The organism is Olsenella uli (assembly GCF_901212675.1).
GTDB lineage: Bacteria > Actinomycetota > Coriobacteriia > Coriobacteriales > Atopobiaceae > Parolsenella > Parolsenella uli_B.
The window spans coordinates 1-17,731 of the sequence record NZ_CAAKOQ010000046.1 but is presented as its reverse complement, the minus strand read 5'-3'; the positions used below and the strand labels follow the sequence as shown (position 1 = coordinate 17,731).

17 protein-coding genes and 2 tRNA genes are annotated in these 17,731 nt (G+C 62.8%); 18 read left to right on the top strand and 1 reads right to left on the bottom strand.

Going from position 1 to position 17,731, the window contains the following annotated elements; translation table 11 throughout:
* Window positions 1-172: 172 nt before the first annotated feature.
* Window positions 173-760, bottom strand: coding sequence for a trimeric intracellular cation channel family protein (locus EFAMC1_RS07905; RefSeq protein WP_154053756.1), 588 nt, complete (start codon window positions 758-760; stop codon window positions 173-175).
* Between the two features lie 425 nt (window positions 761-1,185).
* On the opposite strand from EFAMC1_RS07905, the gene EFAMC1_RS07900 reads away from it, so the two are divergent.
* The 18 genes from EFAMC1_RS07900 to dnaB all read left to right on the top strand — a co-directional run bounded on the left by EFAMC1_RS07900 (window position 1,186) and on the right by dnaB (window position 17,384).
* Window positions 1,186-1,449 carry an HPr family phosphocarrier protein gene (locus EFAMC1_RS07900; protein ID WP_154053755.1) on the top strand — a complete coding sequence of 88 codons (264 nt, stop codon included), beginning with the start codon at window positions 1,186-1,188 and terminating at the stop codon, window positions 1,447-1,449.
* 101 nt (window positions 1,450-1,550) lie between these two features.
* Window positions 1,551-2,465, top strand: a complete 915-nt coding sequence (gene yhfZ, locus EFAMC1_RS07895; RefSeq protein WP_154053754.1) for a GntR family transcriptional regulator YhfZ — start codon at window positions 1,551-1,553, stop codon at window positions 2,463-2,465.
* 69 nt (window positions 2,466-2,534) lie between these two features.
* A complete protein-coding gene (locus tag EFAMC1_RS07890) occupies window positions 2,535-2,900 on the top strand; it encodes a PRD domain-containing protein (protein WP_154053753.1) in 366 nt (121 codons plus the stop codon).
* Window positions 2,901-2,915: 15 nt separating this feature from the next.
* Window positions 2,916-3,269 (top strand): DUF2620 family protein, encoded by a 354-nt coding sequence (locus EFAMC1_RS07885; RefSeq protein WP_154053752.1) that lies wholly within the window; start codon window positions 2,916-2,918, stop codon window positions 3,267-3,269.
* Window positions 3,270-3,308: 39 nt separating this feature from the next.
* Window positions 3,309-4,643: a YhfT family protein gene (locus tag EFAMC1_RS07880; RefSeq protein WP_154053751.1), complete on the top strand. Its 1,335-nt coding sequence runs from the start codon at window positions 3,309-3,311 to the stop codon at window positions 4,641-4,643.
* Between the two features lie 82 nt (window positions 4,644-4,725).
* Window positions 4,726-5,643: a phosphotriesterase gene (locus EFAMC1_RS07875; protein WP_154053750.1), complete on the top strand. Its 918-nt coding sequence runs from the start codon at window positions 4,726-4,728 to the stop codon at window positions 5,641-5,643.
* Window positions 5,644-6,756: an aminotransferase class V-fold PLP-dependent enzyme gene (locus EFAMC1_RS07870; RefSeq protein WP_154053749.1), complete on the top strand. Its 1,113-nt coding sequence runs from the start codon at window positions 5,644-5,646 to the stop codon at window positions 6,754-6,756.
* A gap of 18 nt (window positions 6,757-6,774) precedes the next feature.
* The gene (locus EFAMC1_RS07865; RefSeq protein WP_154053748.1) at window positions 6,775-7,941 is read left to right on the top strand and encodes an alanine racemase; all 1,167 of its coding nucleotides are present in this window, start codon (window positions 6,775-6,777) and stop codon (window positions 7,939-7,941) included.
* Between the two features lie 56 nt (window positions 7,942-7,997).
* On the top strand, window positions 7,998-9,308 hold the full coding sequence (locus EFAMC1_RS07860) for a phosphopentomutase (RefSeq protein ID WP_154053747.1): 1,311 nt from the start codon (window positions 7,998-8,000) through the stop codon (window positions 9,306-9,308).
* Between the two features lie 8 nt (window positions 9,309-9,316).
* Window positions 9,317-10,447, top strand: coding sequence for a hypothetical protein (locus EFAMC1_RS07855; protein ID WP_154053746.1), 1,131 nt, complete (start codon window positions 9,317-9,319; stop codon window positions 10,445-10,447).
* 682 nt (window positions 10,448-11,129) lie between these two features.
* Window positions 11,130-11,220: transfer RNA gene (locus tag EFAMC1_RS07850), tRNA-Ser, on the top strand.
* Window positions 11,221-11,263: 43 nt separating this feature from the next.
* Window positions 11,264-11,353 (top strand) — tRNA-Ser (locus EFAMC1_RS07845).
* Window positions 11,354-12,088: 735 nt separating this feature from the next.
* The gene (locus EFAMC1_RS07840; RefSeq protein WP_187324610.1) at window positions 12,089-13,411 is read left to right on the top strand and encodes a DUF4013 domain-containing protein; all 1,323 of its coding nucleotides are present in this window, start codon (window positions 12,089-12,091) and stop codon (window positions 13,409-13,411) included.
* A gap of 212 nt (window positions 13,412-13,623) precedes the next feature.
* Window positions 13,624-13,917: a 30S ribosomal protein S6 gene (gene rpsF / locus EFAMC1_RS07835; RefSeq protein ID WP_154053744.1), complete on the top strand. Its 294-nt coding sequence runs from the start codon at window positions 13,624-13,626 to the stop codon at window positions 13,915-13,917.
* Window positions 13,918-13,992: 75 nt separating this feature from the next.
* Window positions 13,993-14,517, top strand: a complete 525-nt coding sequence (locus tag EFAMC1_RS07830) for a single-stranded DNA-binding protein (RefSeq protein ID WP_154053743.1) — start codon at window positions 13,993-13,995, stop codon at window positions 14,515-14,517.
* Window positions 14,518-14,633: 116 nt separating this feature from the next.
* Complete coding sequence (gene rpsR / locus EFAMC1_RS07825) at window positions 14,634-14,900, top strand: 30S ribosomal protein S18 (RefSeq protein ID WP_154053742.1); 267 nt, start codon at window positions 14,634-14,636, stop codon at window positions 14,898-14,900.
* 13 nt (window positions 14,901-14,913) lie between these two features.
* On the top strand, window positions 14,914-15,435 hold the full coding sequence (gene rplI, locus EFAMC1_RS07820; protein WP_154053741.1) for a 50S ribosomal protein L9: 522 nt from the start codon (window positions 14,914-14,916) through the stop codon (window positions 15,433-15,435).
* Between the two features lie 548 nt (window positions 15,436-15,983).
* A complete protein-coding gene (gene dnaB / locus EFAMC1_RS07815) occupies window positions 15,984-17,384 on the top strand; it encodes a replicative DNA helicase (RefSeq protein WP_154053740.1) in 1,401 nt (466 codons plus the stop codon).
* Window positions 17,385-17,731 lie beyond the last annotated feature (347 nt).

The following is a 17,731-nucleotide window of genomic DNA, read 5'->3' as shown; positions in this document are numbered from 1 at the left end:
CGTATATATTGACTGACAGGTGAACGGTTCCTGAATTCCGGCAAGCGGTAGGTGGAAGGGATTTGGCCTTAAGACTGGTCTTTCAATCATGACCATAGAAAGCCACGGCTTGTGATCCTACTTCTTGACTGGCCTGAAACAAGGCCCTTCCCGTCCTCTTCAGGACCTCAGACTACTTGTTTTCGCGAGTTCGTCCCGACTTGGCGCACTCGATGGACTCGCGTACGCGCGGGGTGAGGTCCACGTCAGCCGGGCTTTGGATGTTGAAGTGGAGCGACGCACGGCGAAGCGCGATCGTGGCGATGTCGGCCAGCGTGCCGGCCACACCCTTCTGCCAGCCGAGCGACACCACGCAGAGCCAGTACGCGAGCGAGCCGAACAGCGAGCAGAGTGCGTACCAGTTGCCCTTCTGGAACATCTTGGGCACGTCGCCGAGGACGATGTCGCGAAGCAGTCCGCCGTCGTTGCCCGTGAGCACGCCCATGAGCAGCACCGTCGCCGGCGACAGGCCGAAGACGATTGCCTTGTCCGCACCCGCCGCAGCGAAAAGGGCCACACCAAGGATGTTGAGCCATTCCACGGCGTTGGGATGGCGCACCACAGGCTCGTGGAAGAAGACCATGCCCAGCGCCACGCCGCCCACGATGTCGAGCTTGCGCTCGCACGCGGTGAGGGCCCCGCCCACGGCACCCACGACCACGCCCAGCATCTCGAGCGCAAAGGGCAGCTCAAGTACCGTTGCCTGTGCCTCGACAAGCATGAGGCCCTTTCTGCGGACGAAACGAAATGCCTGATGTTACCCATTGGGCGTTCTCCCGTGGCGGGCTCATTTGCTTGTTGGGATGATGTGTCCAAATTGAGAGATGTGATAGCCGGGGTTCACCGGCTGGAGAGAGCTCATCTGCTTACGTCCATTACATGTCGCAGCTGTTCGTTGCCTGGCAACTTGTAGTTTGCCGATGTCATATAAGCCCGTAACCTCGACATTCTACCGTTCACGGCCAATTGTTACCGTTTGCGGAATACGCACCTTAACCGACGCTTGACGAACGGAGCCCGTGTGATAATAAGTTCACGTTGAATGTACACTAAAAAATATATTCTGTACGGGAGACGGTTTTAAACGCGCGGCCGCCGACTGCGAGAAGCCCACGGTCGCCCACAAGGGGCAAAGGAGAGGCCCATATGGCAGAGAAGAGCTTTCAGTACATGGTGACCGACGCGGCGGGCCTTCACGCCCGTCCCGCCTCCGACCTCTCCAAGTTCGCCAAGAGCCTCGGCTCCAAGGTGACGCTCGTAAAGGGAGACAAGCGCGTCGACGCCAAGAGCGTGCTCATGATCATGGCGGCCGGCGTGAGCCAGGGCAACACGGTCACGTTCGAGGTCTCGGGCGACGACGCCGAGCGGGAGGCTGCCGAGCTCGAGGAGTTCTGCAAGCAGAACCTGTAGGCCTCGGGTCGGCTCGCAGCCACTGCGCGCCGGCGGGAACGGGGGACGGCTTACGGGCCTTGCCCGCAGGGCGAGGCCAAGACAAAGGGGAGGTGCCGCACATGCCAGAGGTGCTTAACAAGCTCGGGATGACCATCGAGTCCGTCGCCCGCACCCTGTGCGGCGTCACGCGGGGCACCCGCATCCCCACCGTCTCCAAGCTCGAGGAGATTTGTGGCTCCTCGCGCGGCAACATCCAGAAGGCGCTCGCGAGCCTCAAGGAGAACGGGGCCATCTCGCTCGAGCCGCACGGCCAGAACGGCACGCTGCTCACCGGCATCGACTACCTCGCCATGGCGCGCGCCTGCGGGGTCTCTCACATCACGGGGGCCATGCCGCTTCCCTACACCAAGCGCTACGAGGGCCTGGCTACGGCGCTGTTCACGCTGCTCAACACGGGCGAGATTCGCTCGTTCATCACGTTCCAGCGCGGCTCCGAGGCACGAGTCCAGACCCTCCTGGACGGGTCGACGAACTACTGCGTCATGAGCCGCCTCGCCTACGACGAGTACGCGAGGCACGGCATGGGGATCTCCGCCGTGCTCGACTGCGGGCCGCTCAGCTACGTGGGCAGGCACGTGCTACTTACTCGCGACGGCTTTGGAGGCGACTGGCGCGGCGCCCGCGTGGGCATCGACCAGACCTCCATCGACCAGAGCCTGCTCACCGAGAGCTACTTCGCCGGCAAGGGTGTCACGTTTGTCCCCGTGCAGTATACGCACATCGTCGACATGCTCTACGACGGCCAGCTCGACGCGGGCATATGGAACGAGGACGACCATCACGTCCGAGTCTCGGACATTCCGGAGACGGAGCTCGAGGGAGAGGCCGCCCGGCAGGACAACACGCACGCCGTCGTCGTGGTTCGAACCGGCGACGCGCTCACATACCAGCTCATCGCCACCCTCGCGAAGGCGGACAGGGTGCGGGAGATACAGCAAAGCGTCATGAACGGTGAGGTTCCGGCTCGCTACTAGGTGGCCCGCGTCTGCGGGGGTTGGCGCGGTCCTGGCGAGTCGTACCCATATGAGAAGGGAGAGGACCATATGGACGAGCTGGACGAGAGGATCGAGCTGCTGCACAAGGGCGGATTCGTGGACGAGGTGGGCAAGGCCGACCTCGAGGCTTTGGTGGATGTGGTTACCAAGGATTGCGGTATTCCGCGCACGAACGAGCAGCTTGCGACCCTGGTAACCCACGTGGCGGCCGCGTTCAAGCGCACCGCGGATGGCGAGAAGATCAACCCCATTTCCGACGAGGTGCTCCAGGAGATCAAGGACAGCCCGTTCTATGACGAGGCGTCTCAGATTCAGGGTCAGATCATCTCTGCCATGAAGAACGAGCTCTCCGAGGACGAGAAGAACTTCGTACTCGTGCATGTAGGCGGCCTGCTCATGGCTCTGCAGGCCTAAAGAGAAGGAGGAGATATGAGGATCGCGGTTGGAGGACTCAACAAGAACGTGATGGAAGCGGCCGTTAAGGCCGCCACCCCTGATGCGGAGGTCGTCGTCACCAACGACATGCAGGGTGCCCAGATGATCAAGTCTGGCAAGGTCGACTACTACTTTGGCGCTTGCAACAGCGGTGGTGGCGCCGCCATTTCGATTCTGATCGGCCTGGTTGGCTATTCGAAGTGCTGCACGGTCTGCAAGAACGGAGGGTCGCCGAACCCGGACGAGATCAAGAAGTTCGTTGACGAGGGCAAGGTTGTCTTCGGCATGAACGTCGATGCCATCGATCGCACCGTACCTCTCCTCATTAAGGCTCTTGAGGCGAAGTAACAGGCTTCGCCTGGGACAGGAAAAGAAGGGGTGTAACAAATGGAAATTAGCGTTGTGAGCGTACTGGTCGTGGGGGCCTTGTGCGCAGTCACGGCACTTCTCTCTAACTTGGGAGTTGCCGTATTCAACGACGGCGTTCGTCCGCTCGTGCCCGAATTCCTTGAGGGTCGCATGCCGCGTCCCGAGTATGCCCTTGCCGTCTTCGGCATGTGCATCGGCTTCATTGCCTCGGTTGGTATCGGCAATGCCCTTGCTACCAACCTGCTCAACCCGTGGTTGCTCTTCCTCGCCACGGACATCATTGGAGCGGTGTGCCCCAACAAGATCGTCGCTGCCATCGTTGGAGCCGCGTGGGGCGTGCTCTGCCTGGTTGGCATTGGCGGCATCAACACCGTCCTTACGTTCCTCCCCGTTGACCTCATTGGTGCTCTTGGACAGCTGGGCACCTACATCGTTACGGGCTTTGCCCTCTTCCCGGTCGTGGCCATCATCATGCAGTTTGGTTGGCAGCACGGCGTTATCACCGCGGTGCTCGCGCTGATTGTTCGTGTCCTTGGCCCCATGTGGAAGTTTGGTCCCTCCATGGCTTCGATCTCTGCTGACGCCTGGACCCTGCTCGTCGGCGTCGTCCTGCTCGTTGCCTTCGCCATTGCCAAGGACCTTTCCGACAAGGACCGTGCCTCCGACGAGCTGGAGGGCAACCTCTTCTCCGAGCGCGTCGGTCGCATCCGCAAGAACGTCCCGTTCCTGATGGTTGGTGCCGCTCTCATCGGCGCCGCCTGCAACCTGCATATCTTTGCCGGTTCTACGGTCTCCATGTTTAACCTCTCGGATGCCTATAAGGCTGCTGGCGGCGTTGACATGACCCTCGTCCAGACCGCGGCCATCAACGAGCTCTTCCGTGGCATCAGCTTCATTCCTCTCATTGCTGTGACGGCCATCACCACCGGCGTCTACGGTGTCGCGGGCTTCACGTTCATCTACGTCGCCGGCTACCTTGCACCCAACCCGATCGTGGCCGCAGTGCTCGCTGCCATCATCATCTTCGTCGAGGTCATGCTCCTCGGCCTCATCGGCAAGCAGCTTGGTCGCTTCCCGAGCCTTCGTGACGCCGCGGATAACATCCGCTCTGCCATGGGCACCTGCGTGGAGTGGGCCCTCATGTTCGGCTCCCTCAATGCCGTCATTACCATGGGCACCTCTGTTGGCAATCCGACGCTTGCCTTCGCAATTGCCGCGGCCATCTACTTCATTAACGAGGTCACGGGTCGCAAGATCATGCGTATGGCCATCGGCCCCGTCTTCGCGGTCGGCACCGGCATCATCCTCAACCTGCTCTATGCGATTGGTCTCGTCGCTCTTGTCGCAGTGTAGAGCGCACCATCTAGCTCCGCTCATTCACTGAGGTGCGACCGCGCTTGGCGAGGCGGGCGCACCATACGAAAGGAAGGCATTCATGATCCAGACGGTCTGTGGTCCCATTGAGGCCTCAGAGCTTGGGGTTACGATGGCCCACGAGCACCTTTCGGTGGACCTTGCTGGTGTTCGCCACGATGAGGACTCGATCTTCACCTATTCCGACCTCCTTCTCTCCGAGATGGAGCGCGTCAAGGCTGCCGGAATCAACAGCATTGTCGAGGTAAGTTGCATCGGCATGGGCCGAGACGTGAAGGCTCTGCAGCACCTGTCGAAGTCGACGGGTCTCAACATTCTGTGCTCCACCGCTTTCTATCTCGAGTGCTATCACCCTGCTTGGGTCAAGGATGCGCCTGTAAAGAAGATTGAGAAGACGTTCTTGGACGAGTTCAAGAACGGTATCGACGGCACGGGTATCAAGCCCGGCGTCATTGGGGAGATTGCGGGCGAAAAGACCGAAATTACTCCGAGCGAGCAGAAGGTCATGATTGCCTCCGCCCATGTCGGCTCTGAGATTGGCTGCGCGGTAACGACGCACTGTCAGCTCGGGCAGCTTGCACCTGAGCAGGCACACCTCCTTGTTTCCAACGGAATGGACCCGAGCAAGGTCATTTTGGGTCATCTCGACCTTGCCAATGACCTTGACTACTACAAGAAGGTCCTCGACCTTGGCGTCAACATCGGCTTCGATACCTGCGGAAAGATTCGCTATCTCGCCGATGAGGTTCGCGCTAACAACCTGGCCGAGCTTGTGAAGCTTGGTTATGAGAAGCAAATCGTGCTCTCGACCGACGTCTCGAGGAAATCGTACATGTTCGGCGAGGGCGGGCGTGGCTACACGGACGTCATCGACCACATCCTGCCGCTCATCCGCGAGCGTGGCGTGCTCGAGAGTTCCATCCACACCATGCTCGTCGACAACCCTGCCCGCATCTTCGACATCGAGGGAGGCCTCTAGGTGAAGACCTATCCGCTGTACTCGCGGACGTTCGAGGAGGCGCGGGAGCTGCAGTTCAAGGTCATCGATGCCGCCGCCCACCATTTTACGGGCGAGCAGTCGCTTGACCTGGGAGACCTGGGCGTGCACAAGGGCACCAACCGGCCGCTCCAGGCCATCCGCGTGGAGCACGTGTTTGCCGACGCCTTCGACGCCGAGGACGCCGTACTCGTTCGCGGTGCCGGCACGGGGGCCTTGCGCTGGGCGCTCGTGGCCGCGGTCGACCCAGGCGCCACGGTGCTCGTGCACGAAGCACCCATCTACCCGACCACCAAGGTCACCCTCGACACGATGGGCGCCCGCACGGCCGTGGCCGACTTCAACGACGACGCATCCATCGCCCGCGTCTGCGCCGAGCATGCCTCCGAGATAACAGGCGTTCTCATTCAGCACTCGCGCCAGAAGCCGGACGACTCCTACGAGCTTGGCCATGTCATCGAACAGGTTCGTGCCGCGCTTGGCGACGTCCACATCGTAACCGACGACAACTACGCCGCCACCAAGGTCAAGGCCATCGGCAACCAGCTGGGCGCCGACCTCGCCACGTTCTCGTGCTTCAAGCTGCTGGGCCCCGAGGGCGTGGGCGTGGTGCTGGGCTCTCGCCCGCTCGTGGAGAAGATTCGCGAGATGCAGTACTCCGGCGGCTCGCAGGTGCAGGGTCACGAGGCCATGGCGGCCCTGCGCGGCCTCATCTACGCGCCCGTCGCGCTCTCGATCACGGGCGCGACCTGCCACGAGGTGGCGCGCCGCCTCTGCGCGGGCGAGCTGCCGCACGTCACGGGCGCCTATGTGGCAAACGCCGAGAGCAAGGCCGTTCTCGTGGAGTTTGACGAGGACATCGCCGATCGCGTGCTGGAGCTCGCGCCCTCCCACGGCGCCGCGCCCAACCCCGTGGGTTGTGAGAGCAAGTACGAGTTCCTTCCCATGTTCTACCGCATCAGCGCCACCTTCCGCGCAAAGGACCCAACCTGGCAGCGTCGCATGATCCGTATCAACGTCATGCGCTCGGGGCCCGATACGGTCATTCGCATCCTGAGGGAGCTTGTGGACGAAGTCTACGGCACCCAGGCATAAAACCCGAGGAGAAGACCCATGTTTCTGGACAGGCTGCTCAAGACGAACGAACCCTTGGCACAGCTTGCGTTCGCGTGGCAGCAGGACGGAACCGTGCTGCCAGACACCTACCTCATCGATCTGGACATGCTCACCAAGAATGCCGAGTCGATCAAGGCCGCCGCGGATGCGCACGACATCAAGCTGTACTTCATGCTCAAGCAGCTGGGGCGAAACCCCATACTGGCCCATCATCTTGCCGACCTGGGCTACGCCGGGGCGGTGTGTGTGGACTTTCGCGAGGCGCTCGTCATGGCCGAGGCTGGGGTTCCGCTGGGCAACGTGGGCCATCTCGTGCAGACGCCCCGCGCCGCGATGGAGCGTATCGTGGCCGCCCGTCCGGACATCATGACGGTCTACTCCGTGGAGAAGGCCGCCGAGATTGGCGCGGCTGCGAAGTCCCAGGGCTTTGAGCAGCCCATCATGCTGCGTGTCATCGGCGAGGGCGACATGCTCTACCCGGGGCAGTACGGGGGCTTTCCGCTTGTCGAGCTGGGTGCCACGGTGGATGCCATCGAGGCGCTGCCGGGCGTGCGCATCGCGGGCGTGTGCTCGTTTCCCTGCCTGCTCTTCTCCGAGGAGGCCGGGCGCGTGGTGCCCACGCTTAACGCGGATACCGTGCGCCGCGCGGCGGCCGCGCTGGAGGCTCGCGGCTATCACGACCTGCAGCTCAACATGCCATCTGCCAGTTGCACCGACACGGTTGGCCTCGTGGCCGAGCTGGGTGGCACCCACATGGAGCCGGGCCACGGGCTCTCGGGCACCACGCCGTGGCACGCCTGCCCGGCCGGCGCAAACGCCCCAGAGGGTGTGGCCTATGCCTACGTGAGCGAGGTGAGCCACAACCTGGACGGGCGCTCCTACTGCTACGCGGGCGGCCACTACCGGCGCGGGCACCTCTCCAACGCGCTTGTGGGCACGTCGCTCGCCGAGGCCAAGCGGGTCCACGTGACTCCCCCGGCCGACGAGTGCATCGACTACCACTTCGAGCTCTCCGAGCCCTCGCGCGTGGACGACGGCGTGCTCATGTGCTTTCGCACACAGCTGTTCGTGACGCGGAGCGAGGTTGCCGTCGTAAGCGGGCTCTCGCATGGAAAGCCACAGCTCGAGGGCATCTTCGACACGCAGGGACATCAACTGAGGTAATACCTGGACCGGCTTCTCGCCATGGGCGGGGAGCCGGACGTTGAGAGGAGTTCGACATGGCAGAGAAGGAGAACGAGGAAGTAGTTACGGCTGGCGCCCCAGGCACGGGGCAGGGGGCGTGCCCGGCGAAGGCCCCCGGCCGTGCGGACGGCGGCAGATTCGTCGTCATCGTCCTCGACGGCTTTGGTGTCGGGCAGATGGCCGACGTGCCTGAGGTCCGTCCGGCAGATCTTGGCGCCAACACCTGCGTGCACATCTTCGAGAACACACCGGGCCTTGAGCTGCCCACGCTCGCGAGCCTCGGCCTGGCAAACGCCGCCGGCAGAGAGTTTCCTGGACTCCCGTTTGCCCCGAACGCGACGTGGGGTACGGCGCGCCTCATGCACCAGGGCGCCGACACCTTCTACGGGCACCAGGAGATCATGGGCACCAAGCCGCCCAAGCCCCTCACCGAGCCCATCCAGATTGCGATTGACGAGATAGACGAGGCCCTGCGTGCGGCGGGCTTCCACACGCGGTTCTACACGTCCGAGAAGAGCGGCCTGCGCTTCCTCATCGTCAACGAGGCGTGCACGGTGGCCGACAACGTGGAGTGCGACCCCGGCCAGGCCTTCAACGTCACGGCCGCCATCGACGAACTGGACTTTGACACCGAGCTCAAGATCGGCCATATCGTCCGCAAGATTGCCAAGACCCCGCGCGTGATTACGTTTGGCGGGCGAGGCGTGCACCTGGACAACCTGCTGGCCGCGGTGGAGGAGCACGACGGCTTCATCGGCGTGAACGCGCCAGCGTCGGGTGTTTACAACGACGACTACCACTGCATTCACATGGGCTATGGCGTGGACGAGAAGGTGCAGGTCCCCTACATTCTGGGCGAGGCCGGCATCGACGTGCGCCTGCTGGGCAAGGTGGCCGACGTCTGCGCCAACCACTTTGGCGAGTCCGAGTCCATCGTGGACACCAAGACGGTGCTGGAGCGCACGCTCGGGCTCGTGAGCGACCCCGCGACGACGGGCTTCATCTGCACGAACGTCCAGGAGACCGACCTCGCCGGCCACGGCGAGGACGTGGCACGTTACGCCGACAGGCTGCGCGTCGCCGACGAGGTCATCGGGCGGATCCACGCGGCGCTCAGGCCCGAGGACGTGCTCGTGGTCATGGCCGACCACGGCAACGACCCCACGATTGGTCACCCGCACCACACGCGCGAGCACGTTCCCCTGCTCATTTCCCATGTGGGGGCGCCTGCGGGTACCATCGGCGAGCGCGCCACGCTTTCTGACGTGGGTGCCTCGGTCGTCGACTTCTTTGGCGTGCACGCATCCCAGAACGGAACGAGCTTCTGGCCGAAGATCCAGGGATAGGAGCTGACATGGCCCTCGGCCTTGAGGACAGGCTTGTCGTTGCCCGGCGCGCGTTGGGTCGCAGCGTGGTGACGATCAATCCCCACGCGCTGGAGCAAGCTGCCCGCAAGGCCGGAGGCCCATGTGTGGCCGGTCGTTCGGATGGATCGGACGCGGGTAGTGCCCGGCTGCTCACTTTTGGCGTCAAGGACCATGGGGCCATTCCAAGTGTGCTCATCGAGCGAATTGCCAGTGCAGCCGACTGCGTCATGCTTACCGTCGACCACATGGCCGACTTGGGACGTAGTGTTGACACCGAGCTTGTGAATCCCCTGACCTATCGACCCATGACGGGATCTACGAGTGGTGGCCCCATCAACGTCCTCAAAGGCATCAATGACTTTTGCATAGGAACTGATGGCGGCGGTAGCGTGCTCGCCCCCGCCTTGGCAACCAATCTCTTTGCTGTGATGTGCAAGGGGTTGGGGCTTGTGACCGGTGGCGAGTCGGTTTCGACTGACGGCTTGGCCTTCCGCGGTGGCGTTGGATTTATTGGGCGGTCACTTGACGTCGTCGTCCGTGCTGCCGAACTCGCAAGTGGCTTCAAGCTTTTGGCTGCTGACGGTCTGCCCGAGGTGATCGTCCCCATGCGTGGAAGTGTCTCCCTGCCGGATGGTTCAGACATGCGGGGGCTGCTTTCCACCTATCTTGAAGGGTCGGAAATCCCTGTATCCGAGCGAGCCTTTTTCAACCTATATGACCGAGAGAGAACCGTGCGGGACCTTGATGAAATTTGGCGGGTAAACCCAACCTCGTGCGTCATTACCTATGAGGGCCCCATTGACGTGTTGTCCGCCGACGAGACAATTCCCCGGTGCTTCGGTGGTCCTGTCCCCGCAGCAGTGGCGGGAGTCCGTTCGAAGGCCCAGGTCAAGGCCGTGAACATCGCGGGTGGCTCTGCGGTTTGCATCCCTGTCGGAAACCTTGCCTGCGGGCTCGTCATCTCGTGTGGGCAAGGCTACGAGGCATTTTGCGGAGCGCTCAGCTTGGCCCGGCTTCTTGAAAGAGTCGTTTCCGAGGTCTGTCCATTGCCGGAGTTATTCTCGCGCTATTTTCTCAACCGGGGAAAGGCCCCCCATCCGCTTGACCCTTGCTGGTAAGTGGGGCGGACAGCCAGCCGCTGCGGCTTTGTCGAGAGAAAAGCGTGGGAAGCCAACTGAGAGCAAGCTCGGTTCCGATGTTTGCAGTTCTGCGCTGACGGGAATTGTAGCCAGCTGCAAACCGGCAGAGAACTTGCAGGTAGTCGACTTGGTAAAGGTCTGGCTACATTGGATTGACCCGGAAACTGCAAATATCGCGCACGAGTCGATACGCGCCTCTCTCAGAGGTGTCAAGAGGAGTGCTGGTTTCAGGTCTTTTGCTCAGAAGGGGCGTGGCATCAGCGTTTGGCTTACTGCCCTTGATGGAATTCGAGCTTGCTGATTCCTCGTATTCTGCCATTTTGCGATGAGCCGAGATATGGCTGGATGCGGCTGCCTGTTTGCTCATGCAGATGAAAGGGTGTCTGTCGCACCATTGGGGGTGGTGCGGCAGACGAAAAGAAGGGGTGCACAAAGACATGTGTGGGGTGGTCGTTCGTGCACCACCGTGAATCTTATGATGCTTGCCCTCTCCTTGTATATTCATCAGGTGGCTTTACCAGCAAGGATTCACGAACTATGTTGGCTCACAGCCAATTTGTTCTATGACTTGTTATCTGTGTTGAGAGCCGATCCTGAGATTCCACAAAATTCTCGATTTGTCGGGGGTCAGGCTACGCTATACTAACCAGCGCACTTTCATGGAGAGTTGTCCGAGTGGTCGAAGGAGCACGATTGGAAATCGTGTAGGCGCCTAAAGCGTCTCCAGGGTTCAAATCCCTGACTCTCCGCCAGAGCTTTCCGCGGCGTCCCGAGCGGGCGCCGCTTCCATTCTCTGGAGAGGTGGCAGAGCGGCTGAATGCGGCGGTCTCGAAAACCGTTTACCCTTTCGGGGGTACGAGAGTTCGAATCTCTCCCTCTCCGCCAGAGCGTGCAAGGCCCGGTTCTTTCGGAACCGGGCCTTTTTTGTGGCGCTGCGGGGCCGCTCTGTCCTACAAGTCGCATGTGGCGGCGCGGCAAGATGAAGTGACTGCGCTGTTTTGCAGTTTTGCCCGCGCGCCGGCCCAATCCTCCGGAAGCGTTGTAAACCCTGAGATGGGAGGCCCGGCCTCTCTCTGGCAACCGCAGCCTACTTGGTCGACCGTTCAGAAAATGCATAATATCGGCACCAGTTGCGATTCGAAAGGTCCAACTTGGCCGGCGAGGCCTTTGAGAGCGCTCTGCGACTATTCGCATGTGTCTGGCGGCGGCGATTCATGACTGGCTACGCGGTCAATTTCCGACTACATGGTCACGAAGGTCGATTTCCTTGCATTGCGTGGCTGAGTTACTGTCCCTTGGGTCCCGGGGGCACGTCATTTTGCCCTGCAAAGAGTTCCGCACATGCCTTTTGACACTCACGGGGCCCGATGGGTATGAAACTGGGCGACTACCGTCTACTACCGCCTGGAAAAGTAAGGGTAAATCGCCCTTCGTGACCAGCAATCGGAAAACCGACGCGGAGAGGCGGCTCGGCAGCGGCTCCGGAGACGGGCGCACGTCGCCGAGACCCTACCGAGCTGGCTTGGGTACACTCACGGCAGGATGCGAACCTGTATCGACCGCTCGTCGCGCCGCCTGGCCTCTCGCCCATCCGGCGCGCACACGTTGGGGGCATACCATATGGAAGACACTCGCTACTTCTCGTGTTCGTGGCACCTGCTCACGCGGCAAAAGGGCTGGATAAAGCCCATCCTCATCCTCGCCATCGCCCTTTTGGTGCCCGTCGCAGGCCCGCTTGCCCTCTCGGGCTATGCCCTCGAGTGGGCGCGCCTGAGCGCCTGGGGTGTCGACGCGTCGCCCAAGCAGCGCGGCGTGTGCGTGGGCGAGTGCATCGCGTCGGGGTGGCGCGCCTTCGTGGTCGGGCTCGTGTGGACCATCGCGTTCGTGTTGGCCTCGGTGATCGTGACGGGCGTCCTGCAGGCGCTGTTTGGTGGCTGGGGTGAGTCGCTGGGCCAGATGCTCACCTTCGTCTGCGGCTTCCTCTTCTCGCTTATCGTCCTCGTGGCCGGCCTGCGTGCGGCCATCTACACCAAGATCCGCGCGGGCCTCAACCCGGCGCGCGTCTTCGAGATGGTTGCCCGCGACTCCGGCGGCCTCTTCAAGATCATTGGGATTCCGCTGGTCACGACCCTCATCGTGGGTGCCGTGATGCTCGTGGGCTACGTGGTGCTCTTCGTGGTCATCATGGGGGACGTGGCCGGCTACATCGGCTACCTCACGTACGACTCCAGCTCGGCGCTGCTGTTCCAGCTCATCAGGGACGTTCTGGGCAAGACCCTGCCGACGCTCGTGGTGCTGTGGTACGTGGGTGCGGTGGTCAGCGTGGCGAGCACCCTGCTCGAGGTCAACGCCATCGGCCTGTGGATGCGTCAGTTTGACGTGCCGGTCTGGGGCGGCCCGTCCGACCCGCTGCCCGCCCCGCGCGGCGGCCTGCCCGCGGCAAGCAATCCCGTGCCGCCCGTGACGAGCGCGCCGACTGATTCGGTGGTGCCCACCACGCCGGCCGCTGCTCCCGTCACGCCGTCGCCGATTGTGGCGCCCGCGCCGGCTACGACACCCGAATCGACCGCAGCGCCTGTCGAGCCCACCACCGATGTTCCGCAGGACACCAGCAGCGTCGCTCCAGCCCACGAGCCTGCCCCACAGGCTCCCGAGCCAGAGCCCTCGCCTGCGGGTCTTCCGCTCGTGACGCCCGAGACCACGGCAGAGGATGTCCCGCAGGACACCGAGGCCCCATCTGGCGACACCAACGGACCCGTCGAAATTCCCGCCGAGCCGGCGGTCACGCCGCTCGCGCCCGCGGTCGAGCCCATGCCCGCGTCGGAGAACCCCCAGCTCGCCGGTGATGATTCCGAGGAGCTGACCACGCCCGAGCAGTGCGTACCCGCCACGCCAGAGCCTGTTGCCGAGCCCTCCGCCGACTCCCCTGAGAAATCCGAATAGCACCATCTACCTGCTGTGTCAGGTCTGTGTCTGCGAGAGTCCCCATTCCTGTCAGGTCCCTCCGCTACGCTAGCCGCAACGTTGGTTCGCGTGGAGGGGCGATGGGGATGGGGACAACGCGCAGCATCCGTGGTATGATTCACCACCGACCTTTCCTGTTCCGGGCGCATACCTTCACGTCCCGGAGCCATATGTCCAGAGGAGGTGACCACATGAAGGCTTATGAACTGCTGTTTTTTGTCGATCCCGCCATCACCGACGAGGTACGCGCTGGCGTTATGAAGCGCGTCGAGGTTGCTATCACCGAGAACGGTGGCAAGATCGACAACGTCGACAACTGGGGCAAGCGCAAGCTCGCCTACGAGATCGACAAGCTCACGGAGGGCGACTACACCCTCGTCAACTTCCACGCTGACCCGTCTCAGATCGCCGAGCTCGACCGCATTCTCCGCATCAACGATGCGGTGAAGCGCCACATGGTCGTGCGTCGTCCGGATCACGAGTAAGGACAACCATGGAAGCGGGTCGCAAGGCCCAGGCGGACAGCGAGTCTGGCCCGCAAGAGGAAGGTAGTGAGCATCGTGAGCATCAACCGAGTGAACATCACGGGTAACCTCACCAGGGACCCCGAGCTGAGGGCCACGCAGAGCGGCACGCAGGTGCTGCACCTGGGCGTAGCGGTCAACGACCGTCGCCGCAACCCCCAGACCGGCAACTGGGAGGACTACCCCAACTTCATCGACTGTGTGATGTTTGGCACCCGTGCCGAGGCGATCCAGCGCTACCTCAAGAAGGGAACCAAGGTCGCCATCGAGGGTCGCCTGCGCTACAGCTCCTGGGAGCGCGACGGCCAGAAGCGCTCGAAGATCGAGGTGGTCGTCGACGACCTCGAGTTCATGAGCTCTCGCCAGGATGGTGGCCAGCAGGGTGGCTACGCGCCGCAGGGCGGCTACAACCAGCAGCCCCAGCCACAGCCCAGCTACGGTGCCGCGCCCCAGCCGGCGCAGCCGCAGCCGCAGGGTTCCTCCTACCAGGCCGCGAATCCGTCCGTTCCCGTCCAGACCCCGCCCGCCGCGGACGTCTACGACGAGGACATCCCGTTCTAGGCCATCCAGGCCGGGCCAAGCCCAGCCAACGGTGGCTGGCGCGTCCTCGGGGCGCGTCGCCGAGAGAACCGGCGTCCGGCCAAGTCGGCCGCACGCCAACAGAAAGGTATTGAGACATGGCTACTGAGTACCAGCGTCAGCCGCGTCGCAAGTTCTGCCAGTTCTGCAAGGAAGACACTGAGTTCATCGACTACAAGGACACTCAGCTCCTTCGCAAGTACATGACCGACCGTGGCAAGATCAAGCCGCGTCGCGTCACCGGCGCCTGCACGCAGCACCAGCACGACATCGCCAACGCCATCAAGCGCGCCCGCGAGATGGCCCTCCTGCCGTACACCGTTCCCGTGGTGTCCAGCCGTGGTGGCCGTCGCGGTCGTGACTAAGTAAGGAGTGTCCATGAAAGTCATCCTTCTGGGTGAGCTCAAGGGCAAGGGCGGAGAGGGCGACGTCGTCGAGGTCGCCCAGGGGTTCGCTGAGAACTACCTGTTCCCCAACCGCATGGCCCTGCCGGCCACCAAGGGCAACATCAAGCAGCTCGAGGAGCGTCGTCACAACATCGCCAAGCGCGAGGAGAAGCGTATCGCCGATGCCGAGGCCCTGAAGGCCGCGCTCGACGGCAAGACGGTTCTCATCGACGCCAAGGTTGGTGACGAGGGCCAGCTCTTTGGCTCCATCACCAACACGATGGTTGCCGACGCCGTCAAGAAGGACCTTGGTGTCGAGGTCGAGCGCAAGCGCATCGAGCTCAACCGCGCCATCAAGACCTCTGGCCTGCACACCGTCAAGGTGAGCCTCTACCGCGAGATCTCCGCCGAGCTCAACCTCCAGGTTGGTAAGCCCGTCGAGGAGCCGGTCGAGGAGGTTCCCGCCGAGGAGCCGCAGGCCGCCGAGGCCGAGACCACCGAGACTGCCGAGTAGGCACCTCGTCGCCCAACTGGGCTTTCAACAGCAACTAACCCTTTCCACCTGCGGGTAGAGGGCTTTGGTTGAGGGTTGAATCAGGAGCGGGGCGTGGCCGCAGATGGTCACGCCCCGCTCCTTTACCGTTTCAATATCAAATCACACATCAATCTACCTGCGGTCTTAAGAGAAACACGAGGAAGATGGGTGTATTCCTTACAGTTCCACAGATGATACGCACCACATGAGCGATACCTCTTGAGAATGTTGAAAACTCGACACTGCCGATGGGAAAAGATGTTGAAAAGTGTGAAAACCTACGTTTGCGGAGGTAGCGGGATAAAGCTCTCAACAACGGCCTGTTGACACGCCTTCGCTCGCAGAATTCTCACCTACGGACCCTGCCAATCGGCTATCATGCGCGTGCTGACGAACTGCGGGGCGCGACCTGCAAGGCCGTGCCGCCCTCCCTGCTCCGCCATGGCACGCGCCGCCGCAGTGCACCGCCGCAGGACGTCGCTGCCGCCGCGCCCGCACATCACGAATCACCATTCAAAGGAGGCCCCATGGACGAGATTGTCTACGACGCCGCACCCTCGCCGGCATCGTTCTCCTCCATCAAGACTATGCCCTCCGACGTGGCCGCCGAGCGTTCGGTGATCTCGGCCATGCTGCTCTCGCCCGAGATCCTCGAGTCGGCCCTCGTGGAGCTCACCGAGGAGGACTTCTTCCTCGACGCTAACCGTATCGTCTTCGCGGCCATGCGCACGATGTTCGAGCGATCCAATCCGGTCGACCCCATCACCCTGGCCGACTACCTCACCTCCACCGGCGAGCTGGAGCGCGCGGGCGGCATGGCGGCGCTCGCCCGCCTGGGCGAGGACACCTTCGCCATCGCCAGCTGGAAGCACCACGCTGAGATTCTGCACCGCGACTCGACGCTGCGCCTCATGATCGACGCCTCGGCCAAGATCGCCAACCTCGCCGCCAACGCGCCCGAGGACACCAAGGAGGTCGTCGACAGCGCTGAGAAGATGCTGCTCGACGTCACCAACCGCGACATCAAGACCAGCTACATCAAGATCGAGGACGCGATGGTCTCGCTCTACGACGAGCTGGCGCGGATGAGCCAGGAGGGCATGGGCGCGGCCGGCGTCATGACGGGCTTTCCGGCCATGGACAAGATGTTCCTCGGCCTGCGCGCCGGCCAGATGATTGTCGTGGGCGCCCGACCGGGTGTGGGCAAGACGTCATTCGCCCTCAACCTGGCCGTGCAGATGGCCCAGCAGGGTGCCTGCGTGTGTTTTTTCTCGCTCGAGATGAGCTCCGAGGAGATTGCCCAGCGCCTACTCTCCACGTACTCTATGGTGCCACTCCAGAGCATCCGCTCGGCCAACATCAAGCCGGAGGAATGGACGCAGATCCTCCAGGCCACGCAGGACCTCTCCAAGCTGGACCTGCTCATTGACGACACGCCAGGCACTACCGTCACCGAGGTGCGTGCCAAGGCTCGCCGCATGCTGCGCAACAAGGAGCGCGGCGTGGTCATCCTCGACTATCTGCAGCTGGTCTCGCCCCCGCCCAGCCACCGCGCCGACAGCCGCGCCACCGAGGTCTCCGAGATGAGCCGTGGCATCAAGATCATGGCCAAGGACCTGGGCATTCCCGTCATCGCGCTGTCGCAGCTCTCGCGTAAGAACGAGGACCGCACGGGCCACCGCGGCAAGCGGCCCCAGCTCTCCGACCTGCGCGAGTCGGGCTCCATCGAGCAGGACGCCGACATCGTCATCCTGCTCGACCGCTCCATGACCGAGGAGGAGGGCGAGCGCGAGGACCGCCCGGATTATGGCGTGACACAGTTCATCGTGGCCAAGAACCGCTCGGGCCCGCTGGGCATCATCGACATGGCCTTCTTTGCCGAGAAGACCAAGTTCATGGAGGTTGACACGCACCACGACGACGAGTAGCTGCGTCTACGTGGTTGCGGGCCGGGGGGGGGTGCGGCTTACGTTGCCGCGCTCACCGCCCTCGTTCGGGGATTCCTGAACGGGGCCTTCACTGTTGCGCTGGTATCTTGAGCCCCGCCTCTATGTGCGCCGGGCCGGCCGCTCGGAGTTCCGGCTGCCTTTTTCAGCTTGGGGTGCGGACAGACCGAGCCTGTAGGGCGGACCCAGTTTGGCCCGGTTCGTGCGCGACGCCGACGAGGGGGTTGTGCTGCGCCATGCGAGGCCATGGTGCGTTTTCGACGGATTTGAGTGCCAAGTCTGAGGAGGCCGGTACGGGCGTGCGCTTTGGTCGGATTTGAATATTCAAA